Annotated in this window: 26 protein-coding genes and 1 tRNA gene; 11 read left to right on the top strand and 16 right to left on the bottom strand. The window is 69.1% G+C overall.

Going from position 1 to position 22,653, the window contains the following annotated elements; genetic code table 11:
* Positions 1-47 precede the first annotated feature (47 nt).
* The 4 genes from argE to IE209_RS13150 all read right to left on the bottom strand — a co-directional run bounded on the left by argE (position 48) and on the right by IE209_RS13150 (position 3,355).
* The gene (argE, locus tag IE209_RS13165; protein WP_189687398.1) at positions 48-1,220 is read right to left on the bottom strand and encodes an acetylornithine deacetylase; all 1,173 of its coding nucleotides are present in this window, start codon (positions 1,218-1,220) and stop codon (positions 48-50) included.
* A complete protein-coding gene (locus IE209_RS13160; RefSeq protein WP_189687397.1) occupies positions 1,217-2,200 on the bottom strand; it encodes a LysR substrate-binding domain-containing protein in 984 nt (327 codons plus the stop codon). Before IE209_RS13160 ends, argE begins: the two co-directional genes overlap by 4 nt.
* Positions 2,201-2,264: 64 nt before the next feature.
* On the bottom strand, positions 2,265-2,936 hold the full coding sequence (locus tag IE209_RS13155) for a DUF1028 domain-containing protein (RefSeq protein WP_189687396.1): 672 nt from the start codon (positions 2,934-2,936) through the stop codon (positions 2,265-2,267).
* Between the two features lie 5 nt (positions 2,937-2,941).
* A complete protein-coding gene (locus tag IE209_RS13150; RefSeq protein ID WP_189687395.1) occupies positions 2,942-3,355 on the bottom strand; it encodes a RidA family protein in 414 nt (137 codons plus the stop codon).
* A 289-nt stretch (positions 3,356-3,644) separates the two neighbouring features.
* Here IE209_RS13150 and IE209_RS13145 point away from each other — a divergent pair, with 289 nt between their 5' ends.
* From IE209_RS13145 to IE209_RS13125, 5 genes are read left to right on the top strand one after another with little or no spacing between them, the layout of a single operon-like run.
* Complete coding sequence (locus IE209_RS13145) at positions 3,645-4,673, top strand: ABC transporter substrate-binding protein (RefSeq protein ID WP_189687394.1); 1,029 nt, start codon at positions 3,645-3,647, stop codon at positions 4,671-4,673.
* Positions 4,674-4,716: 43 nt separating this feature from the next.
* Positions 4,717-5,565 carry an ABC transporter permease gene (locus IE209_RS13140; RefSeq protein ID WP_189687393.1) on the top strand — a complete coding sequence of 283 codons (849 nt, stop codon included), beginning with the start codon at positions 4,717-4,719 and terminating at the stop codon, positions 5,563-5,565.
* A gap of 4 nt (positions 5,566-5,569) precedes the next feature.
* Positions 5,570-6,388, top strand: coding sequence for an ABC transporter permease (locus IE209_RS13135; RefSeq protein WP_189687392.1), 819 nt, complete (start codon positions 5,570-5,572; stop codon positions 6,386-6,388).
* Positions 6,389-6,412: 24 nt separating this feature from the next.
* Positions 6,413-7,198: a maleate cis-trans isomerase family protein gene (locus IE209_RS13130; RefSeq protein ID WP_189687391.1), complete on the top strand. Its 786-nt coding sequence runs from the start codon at positions 6,413-6,415 to the stop codon at positions 7,196-7,198.
* 35 nt (positions 7,199-7,233) lie between these two features.
* The gene (locus IE209_RS13125) at positions 7,234-8,019 is read left to right on the top strand and encodes a transporter substrate-binding domain-containing protein (protein ID WP_189687390.1); all 786 of its coding nucleotides are present in this window, start codon (positions 7,234-7,236) and stop codon (positions 8,017-8,019) included.
* A 16-nt stretch (positions 8,020-8,035) separates the two neighbouring features.
* Here the strand turns inward: IE209_RS13125 and IE209_RS13120 are convergent, their stop codons facing one another.
* The 3 genes from IE209_RS13120 to IE209_RS13110 all read right to left on the bottom strand — a co-directional run bounded on the left by IE209_RS13120 (position 8,036) and on the right by IE209_RS13110 (position 10,609).
* Positions 8,036-8,452: a hypothetical protein gene (locus tag IE209_RS13120; protein WP_189687389.1), complete on the bottom strand. Its 417-nt coding sequence runs from the start codon at positions 8,450-8,452 to the stop codon at positions 8,036-8,038.
* Between the two features lie 4 nt (positions 8,453-8,456).
* A complete protein-coding gene (locus IE209_RS13115; protein WP_189687388.1) occupies positions 8,457-9,473 on the bottom strand; it encodes a 1-aminocyclopropane-1-carboxylate deaminase in 1,017 nt (338 codons plus the stop codon).
* A 173-nt stretch (positions 9,474-9,646) separates the two neighbouring features.
* A complete protein-coding gene (locus IE209_RS13110) occupies positions 9,647-10,609 on the bottom strand; it encodes a LysR family transcriptional regulator (RefSeq protein WP_189687387.1) in 963 nt (320 codons plus the stop codon).
* Positions 10,610-10,753: 144 nt separating this feature from the next.
* On the opposite strand from IE209_RS13110, the gene IE209_RS13105 reads away from it, so the two are divergent.
* The 3 genes from IE209_RS13105 (at position 10,754) to IE209_RS13095 (ending at position 13,828) form a co-directional block, all read left to right on the top strand.
* Positions 10,754-12,178, top strand: coding sequence for a M20 family metallopeptidase (locus tag IE209_RS13105; RefSeq protein WP_189687386.1), 1,425 nt, complete (start codon positions 10,754-10,756; stop codon positions 12,176-12,178).
* Positions 12,175-12,687, top strand: a complete 513-nt coding sequence (locus tag IE209_RS13100; RefSeq protein WP_373305335.1) for an Lrp/AsnC family transcriptional regulator — start codon at positions 12,175-12,177, stop codon at positions 12,685-12,687. Before IE209_RS13105 ends, IE209_RS13100 begins: the two co-directional genes overlap by 4 nt.
* 175 nt (positions 12,688-12,862) lie before the next feature.
* A complete protein-coding gene (locus IE209_RS13095) occupies positions 12,863-13,828 on the top strand; it encodes a Bug family tripartite tricarboxylate transporter substrate binding protein (protein WP_189687385.1) in 966 nt (321 codons plus the stop codon).
* Between the two features lie 44 nt (positions 13,829-13,872).
* Here the strand turns inward: IE209_RS13095 and IE209_RS13090 are convergent, their stop codons facing one another.
* The 4 genes from IE209_RS13090 to IE209_RS13075 all read right to left on the bottom strand — a co-directional run bounded on the left by IE209_RS13090 (position 13,873) and on the right by IE209_RS13075 (position 15,501).
* Positions 13,873-14,127, bottom strand: coding sequence for a DUF3606 domain-containing protein (locus IE209_RS13090; protein WP_229882831.1), 255 nt, complete (start codon positions 14,125-14,127; stop codon positions 13,873-13,875).
* A gap of 98 nt (positions 14,128-14,225) precedes the next feature.
* Positions 14,226-14,627, bottom strand: coding sequence for a hypothetical protein (locus IE209_RS13085; protein ID WP_189687384.1), 402 nt, complete (start codon positions 14,625-14,627; stop codon positions 14,226-14,228).
* Between the two features lie 217 nt (positions 14,628-14,844).
* Positions 14,845-15,123: a hypothetical protein gene (locus tag IE209_RS13080; RefSeq protein ID WP_189687383.1), complete on the bottom strand. Its 279-nt coding sequence runs from the start codon at positions 15,121-15,123 to the stop codon at positions 14,845-14,847.
* A 129-nt stretch (positions 15,124-15,252) separates the two neighbouring features.
* Positions 15,253-15,501, bottom strand: coding sequence for a hypothetical protein (locus IE209_RS13075; protein ID WP_189687382.1), 249 nt, complete (start codon positions 15,499-15,501; stop codon positions 15,253-15,255).
* A gap of 1,010 nt (positions 15,502-16,511) precedes the next feature.
* On the opposite strand from IE209_RS13075, the gene IE209_RS13070 reads away from it, so the two are divergent.
* Positions 16,512-16,931 (top strand): hypothetical protein, encoded by a 420-nt coding sequence (locus IE209_RS13070; protein WP_189687381.1) that lies wholly within the window; start codon positions 16,512-16,514, stop codon positions 16,929-16,931.
* 125 nt (positions 16,932-17,056) lie between these two features.
* On the opposite strand, the gene IE209_RS13065 is transcribed toward IE209_RS13070, so the two are convergent.
* A tRNA-Ala gene (locus IE209_RS13065) sits at positions 17,057-17,132 on the bottom strand.
* A 63-nt stretch (positions 17,133-17,195) separates the two neighbouring features.
* Here IE209_RS13065 and IE209_RS13060 point away from each other — a divergent pair.
* Positions 17,196-17,414, top strand: a complete 219-nt coding sequence (locus tag IE209_RS13060) for a SlyX family protein (protein WP_189687380.1) — start codon at positions 17,196-17,198, stop codon at positions 17,412-17,414.
* Here IE209_RS13060 and IE209_RS13055 read toward each other — a convergent pair.
* Complete coding sequence (locus IE209_RS13055) at positions 17,408-18,298, bottom strand: LysR family transcriptional regulator (protein ID WP_189687466.1); 891 nt, start codon at positions 18,296-18,298, stop codon at positions 17,408-17,410. The two genes, IE209_RS13060 and IE209_RS13055, sit on opposite strands and share 7 nt — an antisense overlap.
* Before the next feature lie 133 nt (positions 18,299-18,431).
* Here IE209_RS13055 and aptA point away from each other — a divergent pair, with 133 nt between their 5' ends.
* Positions 18,432-19,781, top strand: coding sequence for an omega-aminotransferase AptA (aptA, locus tag IE209_RS13050; RefSeq protein WP_189687379.1), 1,350 nt, complete (start codon positions 18,432-18,434; stop codon positions 19,779-19,781).
* Positions 19,782-19,830: 49 nt separating this feature from the next.
* Here aptA and metW read toward each other — a convergent pair whose 3' ends face one another.
* The 3 genes from metW to IE209_RS13035 all read right to left on the bottom strand — a co-directional run bounded on the left by metW (position 19,831) and on the right by IE209_RS13035 (position 22,643).
* Positions 19,831-20,415, bottom strand: coding sequence for a methionine biosynthesis protein MetW (gene metW / locus IE209_RS13045; RefSeq protein WP_114471235.1), 585 nt, complete (start codon positions 20,413-20,415; stop codon positions 19,831-19,833).
* Positions 20,412-21,632, bottom strand: a complete 1,221-nt coding sequence (metX, locus tag IE209_RS13040; protein WP_189687378.1) for a homoserine O-acetyltransferase MetX — start codon at positions 21,630-21,632, stop codon at positions 20,412-20,414. Before metX ends, metW begins: the two co-directional genes overlap by 4 nt.
* Positions 21,633-21,815: 183 nt before the next feature.
* Positions 21,816-22,643 (bottom strand): SDR family oxidoreductase, encoded by an 828-nt coding sequence (locus IE209_RS13035; RefSeq protein ID WP_189687465.1) that lies wholly within the window; start codon positions 22,641-22,643, stop codon positions 21,816-21,818.
* Between the last annotated feature and the right edge of the window lie 10 nt (positions 22,644-22,653).

Raw genomic sequence — 22,653 nt, 5'->3', positions numbered from 1 at the left:
GCAGCGGCCGCGGGTCCGTGGACCGCAGCATGCTGCGGCCGGGCCGATCAGCGGCAGAGGAAGTCGACAAGCCCGGCCAGCATGCGGTCGCAGGCGTCCAGCTGGGCCAGCTCCACGTACTCGTCGGCCTTGTGCGCCACGGTGATGCTGCCGGGGCCGCAGACCAGCACGGGCGTCTGCTCCCAGCACTGCTTGAACAGGCCGCCCTCGCTGCCGTAGTCGACCCGGGTGGTGGGCGTGCCCTCGGGCAGCAGCGTGCGCAGCAGGCCGACGGCCGGCGCGTCGTCGGGTGTGGACAGGCTGGGGTAGCTGTTGCGCAGCATGATCTCGGGCAGCGGCGCGTCGGCATGCTGGGCCTCGCGCTGCACGCGCGCGGCCAGGTCCTGCAGGATGCGCGCGAGGATCTGTGCGGGTTCGTCCTGCGCCACGTTGCGGATCTCGAAGTCGACCGTGCATTCGCTCGGCACGATGTTGAGCGCGCGGCCGCCCTGGATGGTGCCCACGTGCACGGTGGAGTAGGGCACGCCGTAGCCGTCCTCGCGCGGGCCGCTCTCGGCCAGCGCGCGCTGCACCGCGCGCGCCGAGGCCACGAGGTCGGCGGCCATGTGGATGGCGTTGACGAACTGCGGCGCCAGGCCCGAGTGGCCGGCCTGGCCGCAGCAGACCGCCCGGTAGGCGGCCTTGCCCTTGTGGCCGGTGCCGATGCGCATCAGCGTGGGCTCGCCGACGATGCACAGCTCGGGCGCCGGCAAATGGCCTTCGAGCCGGCGCAGCAGGTGGCGCACGCCGACGCAGCCGATCTCCTCGTCGAAGGACAGCGCGAGCTGCAGCGGGCGCCGCAGCGGCCGGCCGGCCGCCGCCACCATGGCCGTGACCGCGCAGGCGACGAAGCCCTTCATGTCGGCCGCGCCGCGCCCGTAGATGCGGCCGTCCCGGTGCGTGGCCTCGAAGGGCGGCGAGGTCCAGGGCTGGCCGTCCACGGGCACCACGTCGGTGTGGCCGGACAGCAGCACGCCCGGCACGCCCGCGGGGCCGACCGAGGCGAACAGGTTGGTGCGGCGCGGGTCCTCGGGGTCGGGCGCGCGCGTGGAATCGATGCCGGCCCGGGCCAGGATCTCCTGCACCGCGGCGATGAGTCCGTCGTTGGGCCGCAGCGAGACCGAGGGAAAGGCGATCAGCGTCTCCAGCAGGGCGACGCTGGCGGAGCGGGCAGGGGTCATGTGGGTGGTGCCGGTGGCGCCTCGGGCACCACGAGATGGGGGTCGAAGAAACTCGCCGCGCTCATGCCCGGGATGTACTGGTCCGAGATGTAGGCACGGCAGCGGTCCATGAAGGCCCGGGTCAGCCGGGACTGCTTCATGGGCTTGTAGGTGGCCAGGCCCAGCAGCATGGGACGGTGCTTGCCGGCCAGGCGCACGCGCACCAGGCGCTTGCCGTCCAGCGCCAGGTTGGATTTGGGCCGCACGTTGAACAGCGCATAGCCGATGCCGTTGGCGGCCATGGAGCGCACCACCTCCTCCGAGCGCGAGCGCGCCACGATGTTGGGCGTCACGCCGGCACTGGCGAACAGCGAGGTGAAGTACTCGCGGCTCATGGGCAGGTCCAGCAGCACGAAGGGCTGCGGCGCCAGTTCCTCGAAGGTCACGGCCTTCTGCTGCGCCAGCGGGTGCAGCTCGCTCACGAGCACATAGGGCGGCAGCGTGGCCAGGCTCTCGAAGGCGATGTCCTCGTCCAGCCGCAGGTCGTAGGTCAGCGCCAGGTCGATCTCCAGCGCGCGCAGCTTGTTCATGAGGACTTCCTGGTCGCCCTCCACCATCTGCATCTCGACCTTCTCGAACGCGCGGGCGAAGCCGTAGATGACCTCCGGCGCGATCATGGCCGTCAGGGACTGGAAGCTGCCCACGCGCAGCGGGCCCTGCATCACGTCGCCCGCGTCCGATGCGATCTCGTACAGGCGCGAGGAGCGTTCGAGCACGTCCTCGCACTGGTTCAGCACCAGCGTGCCGATGGCCGTCAGCCCGAGCCCCTTGGACGGATGGCGCACGAACAGCTGCACGTTGAGTTCGCTCTCGATGTGGGCGATGGCCGCGGAGATCGAGGGCGAGGAGATGTGGATCTGCGCGGAGGCCGCGGCAATGCTGCCGTGCTTGGCCGTCGCGACGAAGTACTCCATCTGGCGCAGGGAAACGCGGTTGAGCATGTCGGTCAGAAGGGCGCCCGGGCGCGGCGCGAAAAGGCAACGGGCCAGTGTAGCGACGCGCCCTTCAGAGGTCTCCCGGCACGCCGAAACTGGGCGCCGCGCGCGGGTCCAGCGCCCGCGTGACGTAGGCCAGCAGCTGCGGCTCGTAGACCTTCCAGGTGGCGTACAGCGCCTGCACCGGATCGGCCTCGACCCAGTCCAGCCGCAGGTCCACGATGGGCCAGTTCTGCGCCCCGTAGACCAGCAGGCCGGCCGAGTGCAAGGGGCCTTCCTCGCCACCGGCCGCCTGGCCGGCCAGCATGGCCTGCATCAGGCGTTCGGCCAGCGCGCCCTCGGCCTGCTCGAAGGCGGCCAGCATGGCGGCCGGCACGCCGTGGTCGTGCAGCATGTTGCCGGCGCAGGCCGCATGCGTGCCCACCACGCTGGCCAGGGTGCCCAGCGCGTTGGCGCCCGTGAACACCACCGGCGGGTTGTGCGCGTCGATGGCCATGAGCTGGCGGTAGTCGATGAAGGGGCGCTGGCGCAGTTCGGCCACGGCCTGCTCGGGCGTTTTGCCGGCGGCCATCCGATCGAGCAGCAGCGGGCCCAGGTCGGGGTCGGTGATGTTCTGGCTGGCGGCGGCGCCCACGCCCTTGCGGCCGCGCACGCAGCGCGCCGCCACGGCGGGCGAGGACGAGGCCACGGCCGCGCCGAACTGGCCGGTGGCAGGGCAGCGCGCAACGATGGAGAACGTCATCGCGCTCAATCAGGAATGACAGCCGTGGCGTCGATCTCCACCAGCCATTCGGGCCGGGCCAGGACCGAGACCACGATGCCGGTGGACACCGGGAACACACCCTTGAGCCAGCGGCCGACCACGAGGTAGACGGCCTCGCGGTAGCGCGGGTCGGTGAGGTAGATGGTGATCTTGCAGATGTCCTGCAGCTCGCCGCCGGCCTCCTCGAGCAGCATGGCGATGTTGGCCATGGCCTGCTCGGCCTGCCCGCCCGCGTCGCCGATGCACACGCTCTCGGAGGTGTCCAGGTTCTGGCCGATCTGCCCGCGCAGGAAAACGGTGCGGCCGCGGGCGACGACGGCCTGGCAGAGGTCATTGTCCAGCTTCTGTTCCGGATAGGTGACCTTGGTGTTGAAAGGGCGGATGCGGGTGTGCTTCATGGTCGCTGCAGGGCGGGTGGCGGATGACGCCGCGGGCGTCGGGAGCGCCATGGTCATCCGCACCGGCCCGGGACGCCATTTGTTTTTTCCGGGCGACCGTTTAGGAATTTCCGAGCCGGACGGGGCGCCGGCCCCCTCGGAAAATTTGAGGCACCTCTACGTAAAAGGCGACTTGGCCGTGCCGGCCGGGCTTCCCATGATCCGGTCCGTGGTGCGGGGTGGCGCGGCGGCGGCACCCGGGCATGGCCGGTACCGGCAGATCTTTCACTTTCACGATCGAGGTCAATCAATGATTCGCAAGCTTCTGACTCTGTGCGCGCTCTCGGCCACGCTGGGCGGCACCACCGCCTGGGCACAGGACAACGCGCTCGTGGTGAGCACCTGGGGCGGCAGCTTCCGCGACCTCATCGACGAGAACATCGGCAAGGAATTCACGCGCCAGACCGGCGTGCCCGTGAAGTACGTGACGGGCGGCACCATCGACCGCCTGAACAAGGCCAAGCTCGCGACCAAGCCCGAGAGCGACATCACCTTCACGACCTCGCACGTGGGCTGGCTGTACGTGGGCAGCAACCTGTTCGAGCAGATCGACACCGCCAAGCTGCCGAACTACGCGCACCTGGTCGACCGCGCCAAGATCAGCCCCTTCCACATCGGCAGCTGGGCGTACGTCTACTCCATCGGCTACCGCCCGGACCTGGTGCCCGCGAGCATCAAGCTGGAGAGCTGGAACGACCTGTGGAACCCGGCGCTCAAGGGCAAGCTCAGCGCGCCCGACTTCGACCCCAGCCACATCATCGCGGTGTCGGCCATGCTGTCGGGCGGCGATGCCGCGAGCTGGGAGAAGGGCCAGGACAAGCTCAAGGCGCTCAAACCCAACTTCAAGGCCTTCTACACCAACGACGCCAACGCGCAGCAGCTGATCGCCACGGGCGAGACGCCGGTGGAGGTGATCCTGTCGATGAACGCGTACCACATGGCCAGCCAGGGCGTGCCGATCAAGGTCGTGATGCCCAAGGAAGGCGCCGTGCTGGGCGTGGACACCATGGCCATCATGAAGGGCACGACCAAGGCCGACCTGGCCTACAAGTTCCTGAACATCGCGCTGTCGGCCGACGTGCAGTCCCGGATCGTCGCGTCCAAGAAGGCCAGCCCGGTCGTCGGCAACGCCAAGGTGTCGGCCGAGGACGCCAAGCTGCCCGGCGTGTTCACGACCAAGGAGCAGTGGGACACCCAGACCATCGTGATCGACAACAAGCTGCGCGCCGAGAAGACCGCGGAGTGGCGCAAGTGGTTCACCGAAAACATCATGAACTGATCTCCCCGCGACATCGGGCAACTGGGTTTCGAGAAGGGTGGGCATGCGTTCCGATCTACGCGCCTGGCTGGTGTCTCCGGCCGTCATCGTTGCGGCGTGCATCGCCGTGTCCCTGCTGGCCGTGCTGCAGTTCAGCTTCCGGGCCTTCGTGCCGGGCTCGCTGGACGTGGGCGGCTTCACGCTGGAGAACTTCAGCGGGCTGACCAAGTCGATCTACCTCAGCGCGTTCGCCAACACCTTGCTGTTGAGCCTGGAGACGACGGTGTTCTCGCTGCTGGTGGCCTACCCGCTGGCCTATGCGCTGGTGCGCGTGCGCCACCGCGCGCTCAAGTCCTTCATCCTGGTGGTGTCCATCACGCCGCTGTTCCTGGGCGAGATCGTGCGCACCTACTCGTGGATCGCGGTGCTGGGCAGCAACGGTTTCATCAACGGCGTGCTGCGCCATCTCGGCCTGATCGAGTGGCCGCTCGAACTCATGTTCACGCACCTGGGCGTGCTGGTGGCACTCGTGCACGTGACCATTCCGGTGGTGGTGCTGATGCTGGCCACGGCCATCTCGCACATCGACCGCGACTACGAGAAGGCCGCGCAAAGCCTGGGCGCGGGCCCGGTCAAGACCTTCCTCACGGTCACGCTGCCGCTGTCCATGCCCGGCATCCTGGCCAGCATCACCACCGCCTTCGCCTGGACCTTCAGCGCCTTCGCCACGCCGCAGATGATCGGCGGCGGCCGCGTGCCCACCGTGTCCACGCTGGTCTACCAGCTCGGCTTCTCGTCCATGAACTTCCCGCTGGCCGCGAGCCTGAGCGTGGTGGGTCTGCTGCTGACCGCCGCCGCGCTGCTGGCGCTGGCCCAGCTGACCCGGCGCCTGAAGACGATCGGCGGCCACTGACACCATGAAGATCCAGAGCGCCCTGCCGCTGCCGCTGCGCATCGCCGGCCCCGTGCTGATCGCCATCCTGCTGGCCTTCGTGCTGCTGCCGGTGGTGGTGGTCACCATCGCCGCCTTCAACGAGAAGGCCATCCTCGCGTTCCCGCCCAGCGCGTATTCGCTGAAGTGGTTCGGGCGCGTCTTCAGCTACCCGGACTTCCAGCACGGCTTCCGCGCCAGCCTGGTCATCACGGGCTGGTCCTCGTTCCTGGCGCTGGTGATCGGCACCGGGCTGTCGATCGCCGTGAAGCGGCTGGACTTCAAGGGCAAGGCGACGCTGCTGGCCATCCTGCATTCGCCGCTGGTGGTGCCGCACTTCACGCTGGGGCTGGGGCTGCTGATCCTGGTCTCGCAGGCCTCGGTGCAGCGCGGCTACGGCATCGCCATCCTGTGCCACGTCATGCTGGTGCTGCCCTTCGTGATGCGCAGCGTCTACGTGTCCATGGAGAACCTGGATGAACGCCTGGAGCAGGCCGCGGCCAGCCTGGGCGCCTCGCCGCGCAAGGTGCTGCTGACCGTGACGGTGCCGCTGCTGGCACCGGGCCTGTTCGGCGGCTGGCTGTTCGCGGCCATCATGTCGTTCAGCGAGTTCACGGCCTCGCTGTTCGTGACCACGCAGGACACGCAGACGCTGCCGGTGGCCATGTACAACTACGTGCGCGAGTTCGCCGACCCGACGCTGGCCGCGCTCTCGGTGGTCTACATCGCGGTGACGGCCACCGTGCTGGCCTTCGCCCACTACTTCCTGGGCCTCGGGAAGATTCTCAACATCGAGGGGCACTGAGCTGCCTTCGGCCTGTCGCAATCCATGCATCCCAACACAACGCCCCCACCGGTCTTCCGCTACGACGGCTCCGGCCATCTCTGCAGGCTCGGCCTGATCTACATCGCCTCCAGCATCGTCATGGATGCCGAGTGGTCGGCGATGGCGGCGCCCGGCGTCTCCGTGCACACCACGCGCATCAAGCTGCCCAAGGTCACGGTGGAGGGCATCGAGGAGATGATGAATTCGCCGGAGCTGGCGCAGTCGGCCCGGCTGGTGGGCTCGGCGCCGATCGACCTGATGTGCTTCGGCGGGACGAGTGCGTCGTTCCTGCACGGCACGGCCTACGACCACGCGCTGATCGCGAAGATGCAGCAATGGGTGCCCGGCGTGCGCGTCAACACCGCGTCCACCGCGACGCTGGCGGCGCTGAAGGAAGTGGGGGCGGGCAAGGTGGCGCTGGCCTCGCCCTACGTGGATGCCGTGCATGCCAAGGCCATCCGCTTCCTGGAAGAGAACGGGCACCAGGTCGTGCGGCACGCCAACCTGCGCATCGACGAGGACCGTGCGCTGGCGGAGGTGCCGCTCGAGAAGGTCTACGACCTGGTCCGCTCGGTGGACCACCCCGAGGCCAGCGCGATCTTCATCAGCTGCACCAACTTCCGCTCGGTCGGGGCCATCGAGGCGCTCGAGCAGGCGCTGGGCAAGCCCGTCATCTCGGCCGTGCAGGCCTCGTTCTGGCACTGCCTGGAGACGCTGCAGGTCGCCGGCGCGCGGCCCGGCTATGGCCAGCTGTTCGCCAAGCGCCTGGCCGACGGTTCCGCCCTCTGAACACCCCGTTTTTCCAACCGCACCGGAGTTCTGCCATGCCTCTTCTTCGCCGCACCATCGTCTGCGCCGCATGCGTTCTGACCAGCATGGGCGCGCTCGCCCAGAACGCGCTGGACGACATCGTCAAGGCCGGCGTGATCCGCGCCGCGGTGCCGACCGACTATCCGCCCTACGGCTTCGTCGGCGTCGACATGAAGCCCCAGGGCCTGGACGTGGACATGGCCAACTACATCGCCGCCAAGCTGGGCGTGCGCGCCGAGCTGGTGCCGGTGACCAGCACCAACCGCGTGCCCTACCTGCAGACGCGCAAGGTCGACATCGTGGTCTCCACGCTGGCGCGCAATGCCGAGCGCGAGAAGGTCGTGGACTTCACGAGCGCCGCGTACTCGCCCTTCGTCAGCGGCATCTACGCGCCCAAGTCCGTCACGATCACGAGCTTCGCCGACCTCGACGGCAAGTCGGTGGCCGTGACGCGCGGCACGATCGAGGACCAGGAGCTGACCAAGGTCGCGCCCCAGGGCACCACGCTGATGCGCTTCGAGGACCATGCCGCGACCATCGCCGCGCTGGGCTCCGGCCAGGTGCCCGCGGTCGGCAGCAGCCAGCCGGCGGTGTCCCGGCTCATGCAGACGCAGCCGCAGCTCGGGCTGGAGTACAAGCTGCTGCTGAGCCAGAGCCCGAACTTCATCGGAATCCCGAAGGGCGAGGACAAGCTGCGCACCAGGATCAACGACATCGTGACCGAGGCGCGCAAGTCCGGCGAAGCGGACCGCCTCTCCAACAAATGGCTCGGCCGCCCGACCGGCGACATTCCGCTCTGAACGAACGGACGGCGGCTCAGTCCACCGCCGGCATGAGCGCGCGCGCGGCGCCGGCCTGCAGCAGCTGCCGGGCCGCCAGCGCAATGGCTTGGGGCTGCAGCGCCTCCTCGCCCCACAGCCCCAGGTAGGCGCGGCCCGCGGGCACGAAGGCGCGCAGCGATTCGGCCTGCGCGCGCCCGCCTTCGGCGATGCACAGCACGGGGCCGGGCACGCGGGCGATCCAGCTTTCCAGCGGACTGTCCACGCGCTCGCGCAGGCCGCGCCGCCAGTGGGTCTCGCAGGCGATGCTGGCCTCCAGCTGCGCGGCGCCCTCGGCCAGGTCGCGCAGTTCCACCGCGAGCCCGTGTTCGCGCGCGAAGGCCGCGGCGGCCGCCTGCGCGGCGCCCAGCACGCCACGCGCGCAGATCCATTGCATGGCGGGCGGCTGGCGCATGGGCTCAGCCGTTGCGGAAGAGGTAGCTGTAGGCGCTCAGCGCGGGCACGCCGCCCAGGTGGGCGTACAGCACGCGCGAGCCGGACGGGAACTCGCGCTGGCGCACCATCTCGATCATGCCGTGCATGGACTTGCCCTCGTACACCGGGTCGGTCAGCATGCCTTCCTGGCGCGCGCACAGGCGGATGGCCTCCAGCGTGCCTTCGCTGGGCAGGCCGTACTCGGGGCCGCCGAAGCGCGTGTCCAGCACGATGTCCTTGGCGGTGATGTCGCGGCCCAGCTCCACGAGGTGGGCGGTGTTCTTGGCGATGCGCAGGATCTGGTCGAAGGTCTGCTGCGGCTTGGCCGAGGCGTCGATGCCGATCACGCGGTCGGTCCGGCCGTCGGCTGCGAAGCCCACCACCATGCCGGCCTGCGTGCTGCCCGTGACCGAGCAGACGACGATGTAGTCGAACTGGAAGCCCAACTCCTTTTCCTGCTGGCGCACCTCTTCGGCGAAGCCGACGAAGCCCAGGCCGCCCCGGGGATGCTCGGAGCAGCCAGCCGGGATCGGGAAGGGCTTGCCGCCGGCGCGGCGCACGCTGTCCATCGCCTCTTCCCAGCTCTTGCGGATGCCGATGTCGAAGCCCGAGGCGTCCAGCCGCACGTCGGCACCCATGATGCGCGAGAGCTCGATGTTGCCCACGCGGTCGTACACGGCATCGGCGTAGTTGACCCAGTTCTCCTGCACCAGCACGCATTGCATGCCCAGGTGCGCAGCCACGGCGGCGACCTGGCGCGTCTGGTTGGACTGGATGCCGCCGATGGACACCAGCGTGTCGTAGCCGCCCTCGATGGCCTCGGGGATCAGGTACTCGAGCTTGCGCGTCTTGTTGCCGCCGAAGGCCAGGCCGCTGTTGCAGTCCTCGCGCTTGGCGTAGAGCTGCACCTCGCCGCCCAGATGGGCGCTCAGGCGCTGGAGCGGCTGGATGGGGGTGGGGCCGAAGGTCAGCGGGTGGCGGGGAAACTTCTGCAGGTTCATGCGGGCTCCTGGTGGGCGGGTGGTCGATGGCCCAAAGCATAGGAGGCATGCCGCGAAACAGGGTTGCGAAATCAGGCGGTGCGATGCCGTTCGAGTTTCGGCATTGCACGCGCTTTCGGCGTTTGCATGCGCGCCGTAGGCGCGGCACGCAACAAAATTTCAATCCAAGAATGTCAGCCCCTGGCGCTCCTGCTCCTGCCCGCCGGCCGGCCGCTGCCACGCGGCGCGGCCAGCTGCGCGATCAGGAAATCGCGGAACACGCGCACGAGTTCGGGATGCGCGCGCTCGGGCCGCATCTGCACCTCGATGTCGCGCCCGCTCAAGGTGCGGTCGCGGATGGGCACGGCGCAGAGGCCTTCCTCGGCCAGCAGGCCCAGCACCGAGATCTCGCTGGCCAGCGTGACCGCATCGCGCAGCCGCACGAAGCGCAGCAGCGCGCCCACGTAGTTGCTCGTGAACACCGTGTCGACGGACACGCGCTGCTTGATGCAGGCGATGTCGAACAGCTGGCGCAGCGTGGTGTCCGTGCCGGGCAGCGCCATCGGATGGCCTTGCAGCTGCGCCAGCGTGATCTGCTTGTGCTGCGCCAGCGGGTGCCCCGTGCGCATCACGGCCATGCCGGGCGCGGGCTGGCGGTGTGCGACCTTGACGTCGGTGTAGCCCACGCGGCTGTAGCTGAACACGACGCCGATGTCGCAGGCCGCCTGGCGCACGCGCTGCGTGACCTCGGCCGGCGCCGCCACGCCCAGGTGCACGGTGACGCCGCGGTGCCGGGCCAGGAACTCGTCGATCAGCGTGGGCAGGAACTGCAGCGCGAAGCCCTCGGAGCTCGCGACGCGCACATGGCCGCTGCCCAGGCCCTGCAAGGCCTGCATGCTGGCGACGATGCGCTCGGCGTCGGCCCCGGACTTGCGCGCATGCTCGGCCAGCAGCTCGCCGGCCGGGCTCAGCGTCATGCCGCGCGGCCGGCGCTCGAACAGGGCCAGGCCCAGCGCCTGCTCGAGCCCGGCGATCTGCCGGCTCACGGCCGAGCCGGCCACGTTGACGCGCAGCGCGGCCTCGCTGATCGAACCGCAGCGCACCACCTCGAGGAAGTAGCGCAGGGCGGTGCTCTGGAGCCGGTGCGACAAGGCCATGGCGGGTTCCGGGAGTCAGACGGTTTGCCATTTTGGCAAACGGAGCTTCTGAATTTTCTGCTTCTCGCAAGCCAGCGTGCTGCCTACCATGCGCTCGTCCCGGTCCTTCGTCCCCATCCACCGACACCACCAGGAGACTTCCGAATGCGCAGAGAACACGCCCTGGCCGCCGCGGCGGCCCACTTCGACCAGGGGCACTTCTTCAACACTTTGTCGCGCCGCGTGGCGCAGCGCACCGAGAGCCAGAACCCCGCGGGCGGGCCGGCGCTGCACGCCTACCTGGCCGAGGACATCACGCCCGAACTGCAGGCCATGGGCTTCGCCTGCCGCATTCTCGACAACCCCGTGGCCGGCGGCGGCCCCTTCTTGGTCGCCGAGCGCAGCGAGCCCGGCGCGAGCTTTTGCGTGCTGAGCTACGGCCATGCCGACGTGGTGCGCGGCCAGGATGCGCAATGGCGCGAAGGCCTGTCGCCCTGGCGCGTGACGGTGGAGGGCGACCGCTGGTACGGCCGCGGCAGCGCCGACAACAAGGGCCAGCACAGCATCAACCTCGCGGCGCTGGCGCTGGTGCTCCAGGCCCGCGGCGGCCGGCTGGGCTACGACCTCAAGCTCGTGCTGGAGACGGGCGAGGAGATCGGCTCGCCCGGCCTGCGCGCCTTCTGCGCGCTGCACCGCGCAGCGCTGGCGGCCGACCTCTTCATCGCCTCGGACGGGCCGCGCGTGGCGGCGCCGCGGCCCACGCTGTTCCTGGGCTCGCGCGGCTTCTTCAACTTCCGGCTGCGCGTGCGGCTGCGGCCGGGCGGCCACCATTCGGGCAACTGGGGCGGCCTGCTGCGCAATGCCGGCACGCGGCTGGCCCATGCCATCGCGAGCCTGGTCGATGCGCGCGGCCGTGTGCTGGTGCCCGGCCTGCTGCCCGACGCGTTGCCGGCCAACGTGCGCCAGGCGCTGTCGACCATCGAGGTCGGCGGCGGGCCGGCCGACCCGCCGATCGACCCCGACTGGGGCGAGCCGGGCCTGACGCCGACCGAGCGCGTCTACGCCTGGAACACCCTCGAGGTGCTGGCCTTCAAGACCGGCAACCCCGAGGCGCCGGTGGGCGCGATCCCGGGCGAGGCCTTCGCGCTGTGCCAGATCCGCTTCGTGGTCGGCAGCGACAGCGCGCGTTTCGTCGAGCACCTGCGCGCGCACCTTGACCAGCAGGGGTTCGACGATGTGGCCGTCGAGCCCGACGGCGAGGCCATGGGCGCCACGCGGCTGGACCCCGACGACCCCTGGGTGCACTGGGCGCTGGACTCCATGCGCCGCAGCACCGGCAAGGCGCCCGCGCTGCTGCCCAACTTCGGTGGCTCGCTGCCCAACGACGTGTTCGCCGACCTGCTGGGCCTGCCCACGCTGTGGGTGCCGCACTCCTACCCGGCGTGCAGCCAGCACGCGCCCGACGAGCACCTGCTGGGCAGCGTGGCGCGCGAGGGCCTGCAGCTCATGGCTGGCCTGTTCTGGGATCTCGCGGAGCAAGGCCCGGCCATCGCCGCGCAACGGCGCACGGCCGCAGGCGTTGCGGCATGAAGGCCGTGCGCACGCGCAGCCGCAGCGCGCCCGAGGCCGAGGCGCCGGTGGCCGGCATCGACCGCATCGACCGCGCCATCCTGCGCGCGCTGCAGCGCGACGCTTCCATCTCCAACGTGGCGCTGGCGGCCAAGGTCAACCTGAGCGCGCCGGCCTGTCTGCGCCGCGTGGAACGGCTCAAGGCGGAGGGCTTCATCCGGGGCATCGTGGCCCTGCTGGATCCGCGGCCGCTCAACGCGGGCATGCTGGTCATCATCGGCGTGGTGCTGGACCGCTCCACGCCCGAGTCCTTCACCGACTTCGAGAAGGCCGCGCAGAAGGTCTCCGGCTGCCTGGAATGCCATGTGGTCACGGGCGAGTTCGACTACATGATGATGCTGCGCACCAAGGACAACGACAGCTTCAACCGCCTGCACGCCGAGCAACTGCTGTACCTGCCGGGCGTGCGCCAGGTGCGCACGTTCATGGTGCTCAAGCAGGTGCTGTCGACCACGCAGTTGCCGATCTGAGCGAGCCGGCCATGCACTGCAGCGCCCAGCCCCCGCCGCCTTCCTAGCCGCGCGTCCGCCCGGGCCGCCCACCTCTACGCCCTCTGTTCGCCGACCCCGCGGGACCGGCGCGGGGATGCCTGCGCCCTGCGCCGGCGCGATCGCCATTTTTCAACCCCAGCCCCAAGGAGAAAGCATGAAGTACCTCGTTGCAAGCATGGCCCTGGCCACGGCCTTTGCGGCCCCTGCGCCCGGATGGGCGCAGGCCTGGCCGGCCAAGCCGGTCCAGCTCGTGATCCCGTTCCCGCCCGGCGGGGCCGTGGACGTGGTGGGCCGGCTGGTGGCCAAGAGCCTCGGCGAGCGCCTGGGCCAGCCCGTGGTGGCCGACAACCGTGCCGGCGCCGGCACGGTGGTGGGAGCGGTCGCGGCAGCCAACGCCGCGCCCGACGGCTACACGCTGTTGATCAGCTCGGGCTCGACTTTCACGATCAACCCGGCCCTCAATGACAAGCTGCCTTACGACGCGCTCAAGAGCTTCGAGCCGTTGGGCATGACGGCGCGGGTGCCGCTGATCCTGCTGGCCCATCCTGCGGTGCCGGCCAAGGACTTTGGCCAGCTGCTCGCCGCCGTGCGCGCCGCGCCCGACAAGTTCGTCTATGGCAGCTTCGGCAACGGCACGACCGGGCATTTCGCGGGCGAGATGCTGTGGGAGCGCGCCGGCGTCAAGCTCACGCACATCCCCTACAAGGGCAGCGCACCGGCGATGACCGACCTCATCGGCGGCCAGATTCCGCTGAGTGTGGACACCGTGGCGGCTGCGCTGCCCCAGCTCAAGGCCGGCAAGGTCAAGGCCATCGCGGTGCTGGGCGAGAGCCGGGCGCCGCAACTACCCCAGGTGCCGACCATCGCCGAGAGCGGCTACCCCGGTTTTGCAGCGGACTCCTGGCTGGCCGTGGTCGCGCCGCGTGGCTTGCCGGCCGCGGTACGCGGCGCGCTGCACAAGGCGATCGCCGACACCGCCGCTTCGGCCGAACTGCAGAAAGGGCTGGTCAACAACGGCCTGCAGCCGGCCTATGAGCCCGGCGAGGCGGTGGCGGCGCGCATCGAGGAAGAGTTGCCGCGCATGCGCGCCACGGTGCGACGCGCCGGCATGCAGAACTGACACTGCTGCACCCGCCGACCACGCTGGGGGCACCCGTCCTGGATCTACTCCGCCGCTTCCACGCGGTCGTCGTTGGTCGTGCTGCGGCTGCCCTTGAGGTGCAGCTCCACATCGCTGGCGCGGTCGCCGACCTTGTCGACGGCCTCCCGGATCTGGTCGGGGCTGACGTTCAGGCGTTGCGCCCACACGCGCACAGCCTCGTCGGAGCCGGTGTCGATGCGATCGGCGCCCGTTGCATTCGGTGCAAAGCTGATGTCTTCGTTTCCCATTCTTTCGGTCTCCTGGATGGTGAGCGACAAGCCCAGCCTTCAGGCTACGCCGCGCGCGGTGGCGATGGGTGATCGAGGGGCCCGCGCTGGCGTAGGAAGATGCGCTGTGCGCGGGCCTGCAGCGTCGATCAGCCCTTCATGCGCTTGATTTCGGCCTTGGCGGCTTCGTGCTGCGCCTTGGCGTCCTTTTCGCACGCGTCCTTGGCATTGCCGTTCATGTCGTCGCACTTTTCCTTGGCGACTTCGTAGGCCATTTCGGCCTTGGCTTCGGCGACCTTCTTGGCATGGTCGTTCGAGGGCTTGTAGCGCTGCTCGAGCTCGGCCTTGGCCACGTTCTCCGTGCCCTTGGCTTCCTTCTCGCACACGTCCTTGGCGTTGTCCTTGAAGGTGTCGCACTTGGCTTTGGCCACCTTGTAGTCGGCCGAGATCTTCTCCTTGGCGACGTTGTACTCGTCCTTGGTCATCGCGTTCGCGCCAGTCGCGGCGAAGACGCTGCCAGCCAGGGCGATCCAAAGAAGATGCTTTTTCATAGGGTGTCCTTCAGAAGTGAGACGTTGCTGTGTTTGTTGGTCTGCCGGCTGCTGTCCTCATCACATCCACCGGCGAAATGACTTTCGAACATGGCAAGGCCTTGAGCGGTAGGACGCCGCCGCTTGGCCTCATAGGCTGCGCTGTGGTCTGCATGTGGTCGGAGCGCACCCCCGGGGGATGCGGGGGCAGTCGGTCCCCAAGCGGCGCGGCGCCATGTCAGTTCCGAGGCGAAGGCTTCTGCCGGCCCTCCACCTGGGCGGGCCCCAGGCCCTTGTCCAGCGTGCCATGGTCGGCGGCCCGTGCGTCCGAACCCAGGGTCCGCCCTTCACGGTCCATCTGTGTCGCGACGGCGCCGGCTGTCCGGGTCGTGTCGACGTCGTCGATGCTCGGCAGCATGTCGCCTTGTCCCCCCTGGGCACTCGCAGGGTTGATCGCAGCAGGACGGGACTGCTCCGGCTGAGCTTGCAGGTTCGGTTCGTTCTGCGCCTTGGTCATGGTGGCCTCCGGTTGTTCGAGCGGCATGCTCAGGAACAAGGTAGGAAGCCCTGCAACGGGACGCCGTCACCGGACCTGCTGGCCGCGGGTAGGACAGACACCCAGAAGTTCCGGTACGAGAGCCCGCCGTCAGCGGTGCCGGGGCGACTCCTGGAAGCGGACCGTCATGGCGATGCGGCGCTTGTCTGCGTCGTTGCGCACGGCGAAATGGACCATGCGGATCGTCCGTCCGTCCAGCTCCGCATCGATCGGGCCCTCAAGCAAGACCAGGTGGATGGCGTGGATGCAGGCTTCGCTGCCGAACACCTCCACGTGCATGACGCCCGGTTCATCGACAGCAGCGGCGACGCGCACAAAGCCTTCGACGCAGTGGAACATGGGCACATCCAGGGAAACATACACGGGAACACCACACCTTCCTGCAGTCATTTGGTCGCCTCCAGGTTCGCGGGGATGGGGGGCCGGGGCACGTGGTCCATCAGGCCTCCATGCCGTGGGAATACGGGCCGAGCTTCACCGCGCGCGATCGATCCAGGCGGCCGCGGTCGACAGCGCTGCGTTGCTCACGCGCCGACGGCCGTCATCGACGGACCGACTACTGGTACCGGATGGCCGGTTCGGCGGCGGCCCGGCCTGGAAAACTTGCGTTTTGCACAGAAGTTTCCGAGCATGGCGCAGTTCTCTGTCACGATGCCTGACCCCCTCCGCGGTCACCACGCCTTTCACCGGGACGGCGGCCGAGACGGGCCGCCGCTGCGTGTCGCACGCGTGTCCGTCGGCCATGTGGACGGATGTGCCGAATGCATCCTGCAACGGCATGCCTCCTTGGACATCCTCGCCCTGGGCGAGCGGGCGGACCGATGAGCAGGCAGCGCTTGCAGTTCCATGCTCCTGGTGCTTCGCAGGAGGCCGCGGAGCGCGGCCTTGCTGCGGCTTCGTTGTTTCTATCGCGGGCAGGCGTGACACCCGAAGAAGCATTCGCAGGCGATGCCGCGCGGGCGACGTGGGGCGACAGCGGCCTGGCGCCCCTGCACGAGCCAACGCCCACCGAACTCGTCGCGGCAGAGGCGCTCGATGGGGCGCTCGAATCGGCGCTCATGGCCTGTTATCGCGGCCGAAGCGCACCGCTCGATGCCGAGCTGAGACTCGCGCCTTAGAAACCCTTAGAAGCCTTTGCTGAGGCCGCCTGCGCGGCTGCGGCTGCGATCGACGGCACAGCTGCAGTCGACCCGCTTCAGCCGCGCAACTGGCAGCTGCACGCCGTTGTTGAGCGAGCGCTTGCGCCCCGACTGCGTGCTGTCCTACCAGTGGGGGGCCGGCGTGTCCCTACGCTGTGGCTGTTCCAGGCAGCGCCATCCGGCGCAGCGGATCACCATCGAGGACATGAAATGAAAAAGCTTCTTTTGGCAACGGGCATCGTGATCGCACAAGCAGCCTGCATCAGCGCGTTTGCACAGAACACGACGGGCGGAGCGATGGGCACGTCGACCCCGACCGCGCAGGCCAACGGCGAAAAGGGCACGGCACCTGCGGGGCCGAGGCCCGACATGGCCGGTGGCAGCGCTTCGGGCAACAGCAGCGGCACGCCGCGTGCCGGCATGGCGCCTGCCCCGACGACCGAGACCACCGGCGAAAAAGCGCGCATGCCGGCGGAGCGTCGACCTGCGACCGGATCGGCCGACACGTCGGGACGGGCATCGACCGGCGACCGCAAGGGCGCTCCGACGCCCGCTGCAGAAGCCAACGGCGAGAAGGCCGACAAGAAGGGCGGGGTGGGCGAGATGAAGTCCACCGGACCCGCCAAATGATGTGATGGGGTGGCGGAGCTGCTGAAACCGATGGGTTTGCAGCTCCTGCACGGACCAGCTGGGCGGCATTCCCGGCCGGCTGGCTGCCGACGCCGCGATGGCATTTCACGGGCAGACTGAACCGGTGGTGGAGAGGAGGAGGATCGAACTCCCGACCTCCGCATTGCGAACGCGGCGCTCTCCCAGCTGAGCTACCCCCCCACGGCGGGCGGATTCTAGTACGAGTGCGCAGGCCTGTGCCGGCCATGGTGTCCAATCCCCGCCATGGATGCCCAAGACGCCCTTTTGCGGCGGCTCGATGCGCTGGAACTCAAGGCCTGCGAGGCCGAGGACCTGCTGGACGAGCTGAACCTGACCGTGTACCGCCAGCAGCAGCAGATCGATGCGCTGCTGCGCCAGCTCGAGGCACTGCGCGTGCAGCAGTCCGACCCCACGGCCGGTGCCTTCCGCAGCCTGCGCGACGAACTGCCGCCGCATTACTGAGCGCGGGCATGGACCGTGTTCAGGCAATCCTGGAACAGCAACGCCGCGCGCGAGGGCTGGGGTGAGCGCCGCAACAGGCTCACGAACTGGCAGGCGTAGGAAAAGCGCTCAGGCGCCACGGTTTGCATGAGGCCCTGGGCCACGAAGCCGGCCGCGTAGTGGTCGGGCAGGAAACCCAGGAAGCAACCCGACAGCACCAGCGTGGCGATGGCCTCCTGGTCGTAGCCGCTGGCCCGGCGCACCAGCCGCTCCTGGTGGCTCAGTTCCATATTGGGCGAGTGGTAGCCCAGGCCCGCGAACGGGTACTGGCGCAGCCGCGCCCAGCTCAGGCCTGCGTGCGCCGCGCCGAACAGCGCGTGCGTGCGACCGCAGTACAGCAGCATGGTTTCGCCGAACAGCTCGGTGTAGCGCAGGCTGCGCGAGGCGCGGTGCGCGGGGATGATGCCCAGCGCGAAGCGGCCGTCGATCACGCCGCGCTCGATCTCGTTGATCGAGGCCACGTGCAGGCTGGGCTGCACCTCGGGCGCCTGCGCGCAGAACAGCGCGATGGCTTCGGCGATGCGCGCCTGCGGATTGGTGGCGGTCTTGTCGAACACGGCCAGTTCCAGCGCGCCGCCCATGCGGCCGTGGATGTCGTCGATGCCGCTGCGGAACACGTCGACCGAAGCCAGCAGGCGCTGGGTTTCGTCGTAGACGCGCTGGCCTTCTTCGGTCAGCGCGAAGCCGGCCCGGCCGCGCCGGCACAGCACCAGGCCCAGGCGGATCTCCAGGTCCTTGATGTGGCGGCTGATCGTCGAGGTGCCGATGTTGAGCTCGAGTTCCGCTGCCGTCATGCCGCCGCACTGCACCACGCTGCGAAAGACCTTGAGCAGGCGCAGGTCCATGTCGTCGAGCTGGCCCAGCACGGCGCGCGTCTTTACTTTCACAGATCGTCAACTGAAGTTTGATACATCAACATTGTCCAAGAGATGGCGCTGCCGAACAATGCGCGCTTTTCTACCCTTTCCCGGAGCCGCCATGACCGTGCTGTCCGCCCCGCAGACCCAAGCCACCCAACGCGACGCCGCTTGGCTGGACGCGCACTGGATGCCGTTCACCGGCAACCGCAACTTCAAGGCCGACCCGCGCATGGTCGTCAGCGCCAAGGGCGCCTACTTCACCGACGCCGACGGCCGCAAGATCTTCGACGGCCTGTCAGGCCTGTGGTGCACGGGCCTGGGCCATGGCCGCGCGGAGATCAGCGAGGCCGTGGCCCGCCAGGTCGCCCAACTGGACTACGCGCCGGCCTTCCAGTTCGGCCACCCAGGTTCGTTCGCGCTGGCCAACAAGATCCGGGAACTGACGCCCGCGGGCCTGGACTACGTGTTCTTCACGGGCTCGGGCTCGGAAGCCGCCGACACCTCGCTCAAGATGGCGCGCGCCTACTGGCGCACCAAAGGCCAGGCCGGCAAAACGCGCCTGATCGGCCGCGAGAAGGGCTACCACGGCGTGAACTTCGGCGGCATCTCGGTCGGCGGCATCGTGGGCAACCGCAAGACCTTCGGCCAGGGCATCGAGGCCGACCACCTGCCGCACACGCAGCTGGCCGCCAACGCCTTCACGCGCGGCATGCCGGAGAACGGCGCCGAGCTGGCCGACCGGCTGCTGGACATCATCGCCCTGCACGACGCCTCGACCATCGCGGCCGTGATCGTGGAACCGTTCTCGGGTTCGGCCGGCGTGGTGATCCCGCCCAAGGGCTACCTGCAGCGCCTGCGCGACATCTGCACGGCGAACAACATCCTGCTGATCTTCGACGAGGTCATCACCGGTTTCGGCCGCTGCGGCGCGATGACCGGCGCCGAGGCCTTCGGCGTCACGCCGGACATCATGAACGTCGCCAAGCAGGTGACCAACGGCACGCAGCCGCTGGGCGCCGTGGTCGCCAGCAAGGAGATCTACGACACCTTCATGGCGGCCGGCGGCCCCGAGTACATGGTGGAGTTCCCGCACGGCTACACCTACTCCGCGCACCCGGTGGCCTGCGCCGCCGGCCTGGCCGCGCTGGAGCTGCTGCAGGCCGAGGACGGCGTGGGCCGCGTGAAGGCGCTGGCGCCCCACTTCGAGAACGCCGTGCACAGCCTCAAGGGCGCCAGGCACGTGGCCGACATCCGCAACTTCGGCCTGGCCGCGGGCATCACCATCGCCCCGGTGCCGGGCGAGCCGGCCAAGCGGCCCTACGAGATCGCCATGGCGATGTGGAAGAAGGGCTTCTACGTGCGCTACGGCGGCGACACCATCCAGCTGGCCCCGCCCTTCATCAGCGAGAAGGCCGAGATCGACCGTCTCGTCAACGCGGTGTCGGACGCGCTGGGCGAAGTGGCCTGAGCGGCACGCGGCACAGCAGAAAGGGCCTTCGGGCCCTTTTTCTTGGGGCTCAGCCGCGTTCGAAGTGGAACAGGGCGGTGGAGGCCCGCGCGTTCGGGAACGCGCGGATCTCCAGGCCCGCCTGCAGGCCGAAGGCGTCCAGGATCTTCAGGCCGTTCTTGCGCGCCAGCGCCTCGAAGTCCTTGAAGGTACCGACGCGGATGTTGGGCGTGTCGTACCACTGGTAGGGCAGGCGGCGCGTGACCGGCATGCGCCCGCGCAGCACCGACAGCCGGTTCGGCCAGTGGGCGAAGTTGGGGAAGGCGACGATGCCGCGGCGGCCCACGCGCGCGGTCTCGCGCAGCATGGTCTCGGCATTGCGCAGGTGCTGCAGCGTGTCGATCTGCAGCACCACGTCGAAGCTGGCGTCGTCGAACATCGCCAGGCCCTCCTCGAGGTTGAGCTGGATCACGTCGACGCCGCGCTGCACGCAGGCCAGCACGTTGGCGTCGGCGATCTCGATGCCGTAGCCCGTGCAGCCGCGCGTGGCCTGCAGGTGGGCGAGCAGGGCGCCGTCGCCGCAGCCCAGGTCGAGCACGCGCGCGCCCTGCGGCACGAGGCGTGCGATGGTCTCCATGGTGGACTGGTCGCTCATGCGGCGGCTCCTTCGGCGGCGATGCGCGCGAAGTAGGCGCGCACCACGTTCAGGTAGCGCGCATCGTCGAGCAGGAAGGCGTCGTGTCCGTGCGGCGCATCGATCTCCGCGTAGCTCACGGCGCGCTTGTTGTCGAGCAGGGCCTGCACGATCTCGCGGCTGCGCGCGGGCGCGAAGCGCCAGTCGGTCGTGAAGCTCACGAGCAGGAACCTGGCCTGGGTCTGCGCCAGCGCCTGCTGCAGGCTGCCGCCGTGGGCACGGGCCGGGTCGAAGTAGTCGAGCGCACGCGTGATCAGCAGATAGGTGTTGGCGTCGAAGTACTCGCTGAACTTGTCGCCCTGGTAGCGCAGGTAGCTCTCGATCTGGAACTCGACATCCTGCGTGGAGTACTTGTAGGCCCCCACGCTCGGCACCGGCGTGTCCTCACTGCCCCCCGAGGGGGCGCCTTCCGCCTTGGGGCGGCCCGGCGGCGGAACGTTCGGGTCGATGCCCTCGCGCAGCTGCCGTCCGAACTTCTCGTTCATGACGTCGTCGCTGAGGTAGGTGATGTGGCCGATCATGCGCGCGATGCGCAGGCCGCGCTTGGGCACCACGCCGTGGGCGTAGAAGTGGCCGCCGTGGAAATCGGGGTCGGTCACGATGGCGCGGCGTGCCACCTCGTTGAAGGCGATGTTCTCGGCCGTCAGGTTGGGCGCGCTGGCCACCACCACGGCGTGGCGCACGCGCTCGGGGTAGCGCAGACTCCAGCACAGCGCCTGCATGCCGCCCAGGCTGCCGCCCATCACGGCCGCCAGCTGGCGGATGCCCAGCGCGTCGAGCAGCCGGGCCTGGGCGTCGACCCAGTCCTCCACCGTGACGACCGGGAAGTCGGCGCCGTAGACGCGGCCGGTGTCCGGGTTCACGTGCATGGGGCCGGTAGAGCCGAAGCACGAGCCCAGGTTGTTCACGCCGACCACGAAGAAGCGGTCGGTGTCCACGGGCTTGCCCGGGCCGATCATGTTGTCCCACCAGCCTTCGGACCTGGGCTGGCCTTCGTAGACGCCCGCGACATGGTGCGAGGCGTTCAGCGCATGGCAGATCAGCACGGCGTTGCTCTTGTCCGCGTTGAGCTGGCCGTAGGTCTCGTAGCTGAGCGCGTAGTCGCGGATGGCCGCGCCGCTTTGCAACGGCAGCGGCTGGCTGAACGGCATGGACTGGGGATGCGCGATGAGTGGCATGGACGCAAAAACAAAAAACCCGGCTCGCTGAACAACGAAGCCGGGTTGGGGGCGTCCGTGTTTAGCAGCATTTCGGAACTCGGAGGTTCCGGCGCCCGCAATCTGGAACAAATCGGCGCAGGGCGGCCAGTATAGGCCAAGCCGGCGCGGCCTCCCCGGCCGCCGCTGGCATGCAGGCAAGGGCTACTTCTGCTGCGCCGCCGCCAGCTCCATCGCCTTCTTGCTGGTCTTGATGATGGAGCCGCGTGCGGCGATGCCGCCGTCGATGGTCACGATGGTGCCGGTGATGTAGGCCGCGTGCTTGGAGGCCAGGAACAGCATGAGTTCGGCCACTTCCTTGGCCTCGGCCGGGCGGCCGCCCGGGTACTGCAGGAACAGCTCTTCCCAGCGGCCCTCGTCGCCCAGGTTGTCGAGCGCGCGGCGCTTCATGAGCTTGACCATGCGGTCGGTGGCCACCGGACCGGGGTTGACGCCGACCACGCGGATGCCGTCGTCCAGGCTCACGCCGCCCAGCGCCTTGGTGAAGGCCATCACGGCCGCGTTGCCGGTGGAGCCGGCGATGTAGTTGGCGTCCCAGTTCTCGCCCGAGTTGCCGATGTCGTTGACGATCACGCCGTGGCCTTGGCGCTTCATGCGCGCATAGACCAGCTGCGTGAGCTCCATGTAGCCCAGCACCTTGAGCGCGAAGCCGCGGCGCACCACCTCGAAGTCCAGCGACTCGATCGGGCCCGAGGGAATGTCGCCGGCGTTGTTGACGAGGATGTCGACATCGCCCACGGCTTCGTCCAGCTGGCGCATGGCGCCGGGCGCGGCCAGGTCCATCGGGTGGATGGTCACGCGCACGTCGTGCGCGGCCATGATGGCCTCGCGTGCGGCGGCCAGGGCCGCGCCGTCGCGCGCGGCCAGATGCAGGTGGCAGCCGGCTTCGGCAAAGCTGTGCGCGGCGGCCAGGCCGATGCCCTTGGAGGCGCCCGTGATGAGTGCGGTCTGTCCGCTGAGGTCGAGAGTGATCATGAGGTGA

Source organism: Pseudorhodoferax aquiterrae (assembly GCF_014652235.1).
Classification (GTDB): Bacteria; Pseudomonadota; Gammaproteobacteria; order Burkholderiales; family Burkholderiaceae_C; genus Pseudorhodoferax; species Pseudorhodoferax aquiterrae.
The sequence above is the reverse complement of the archived record's forward strand: the minus strand, read 5'-3'. Positions and strand labels throughout refer to the sequence as shown.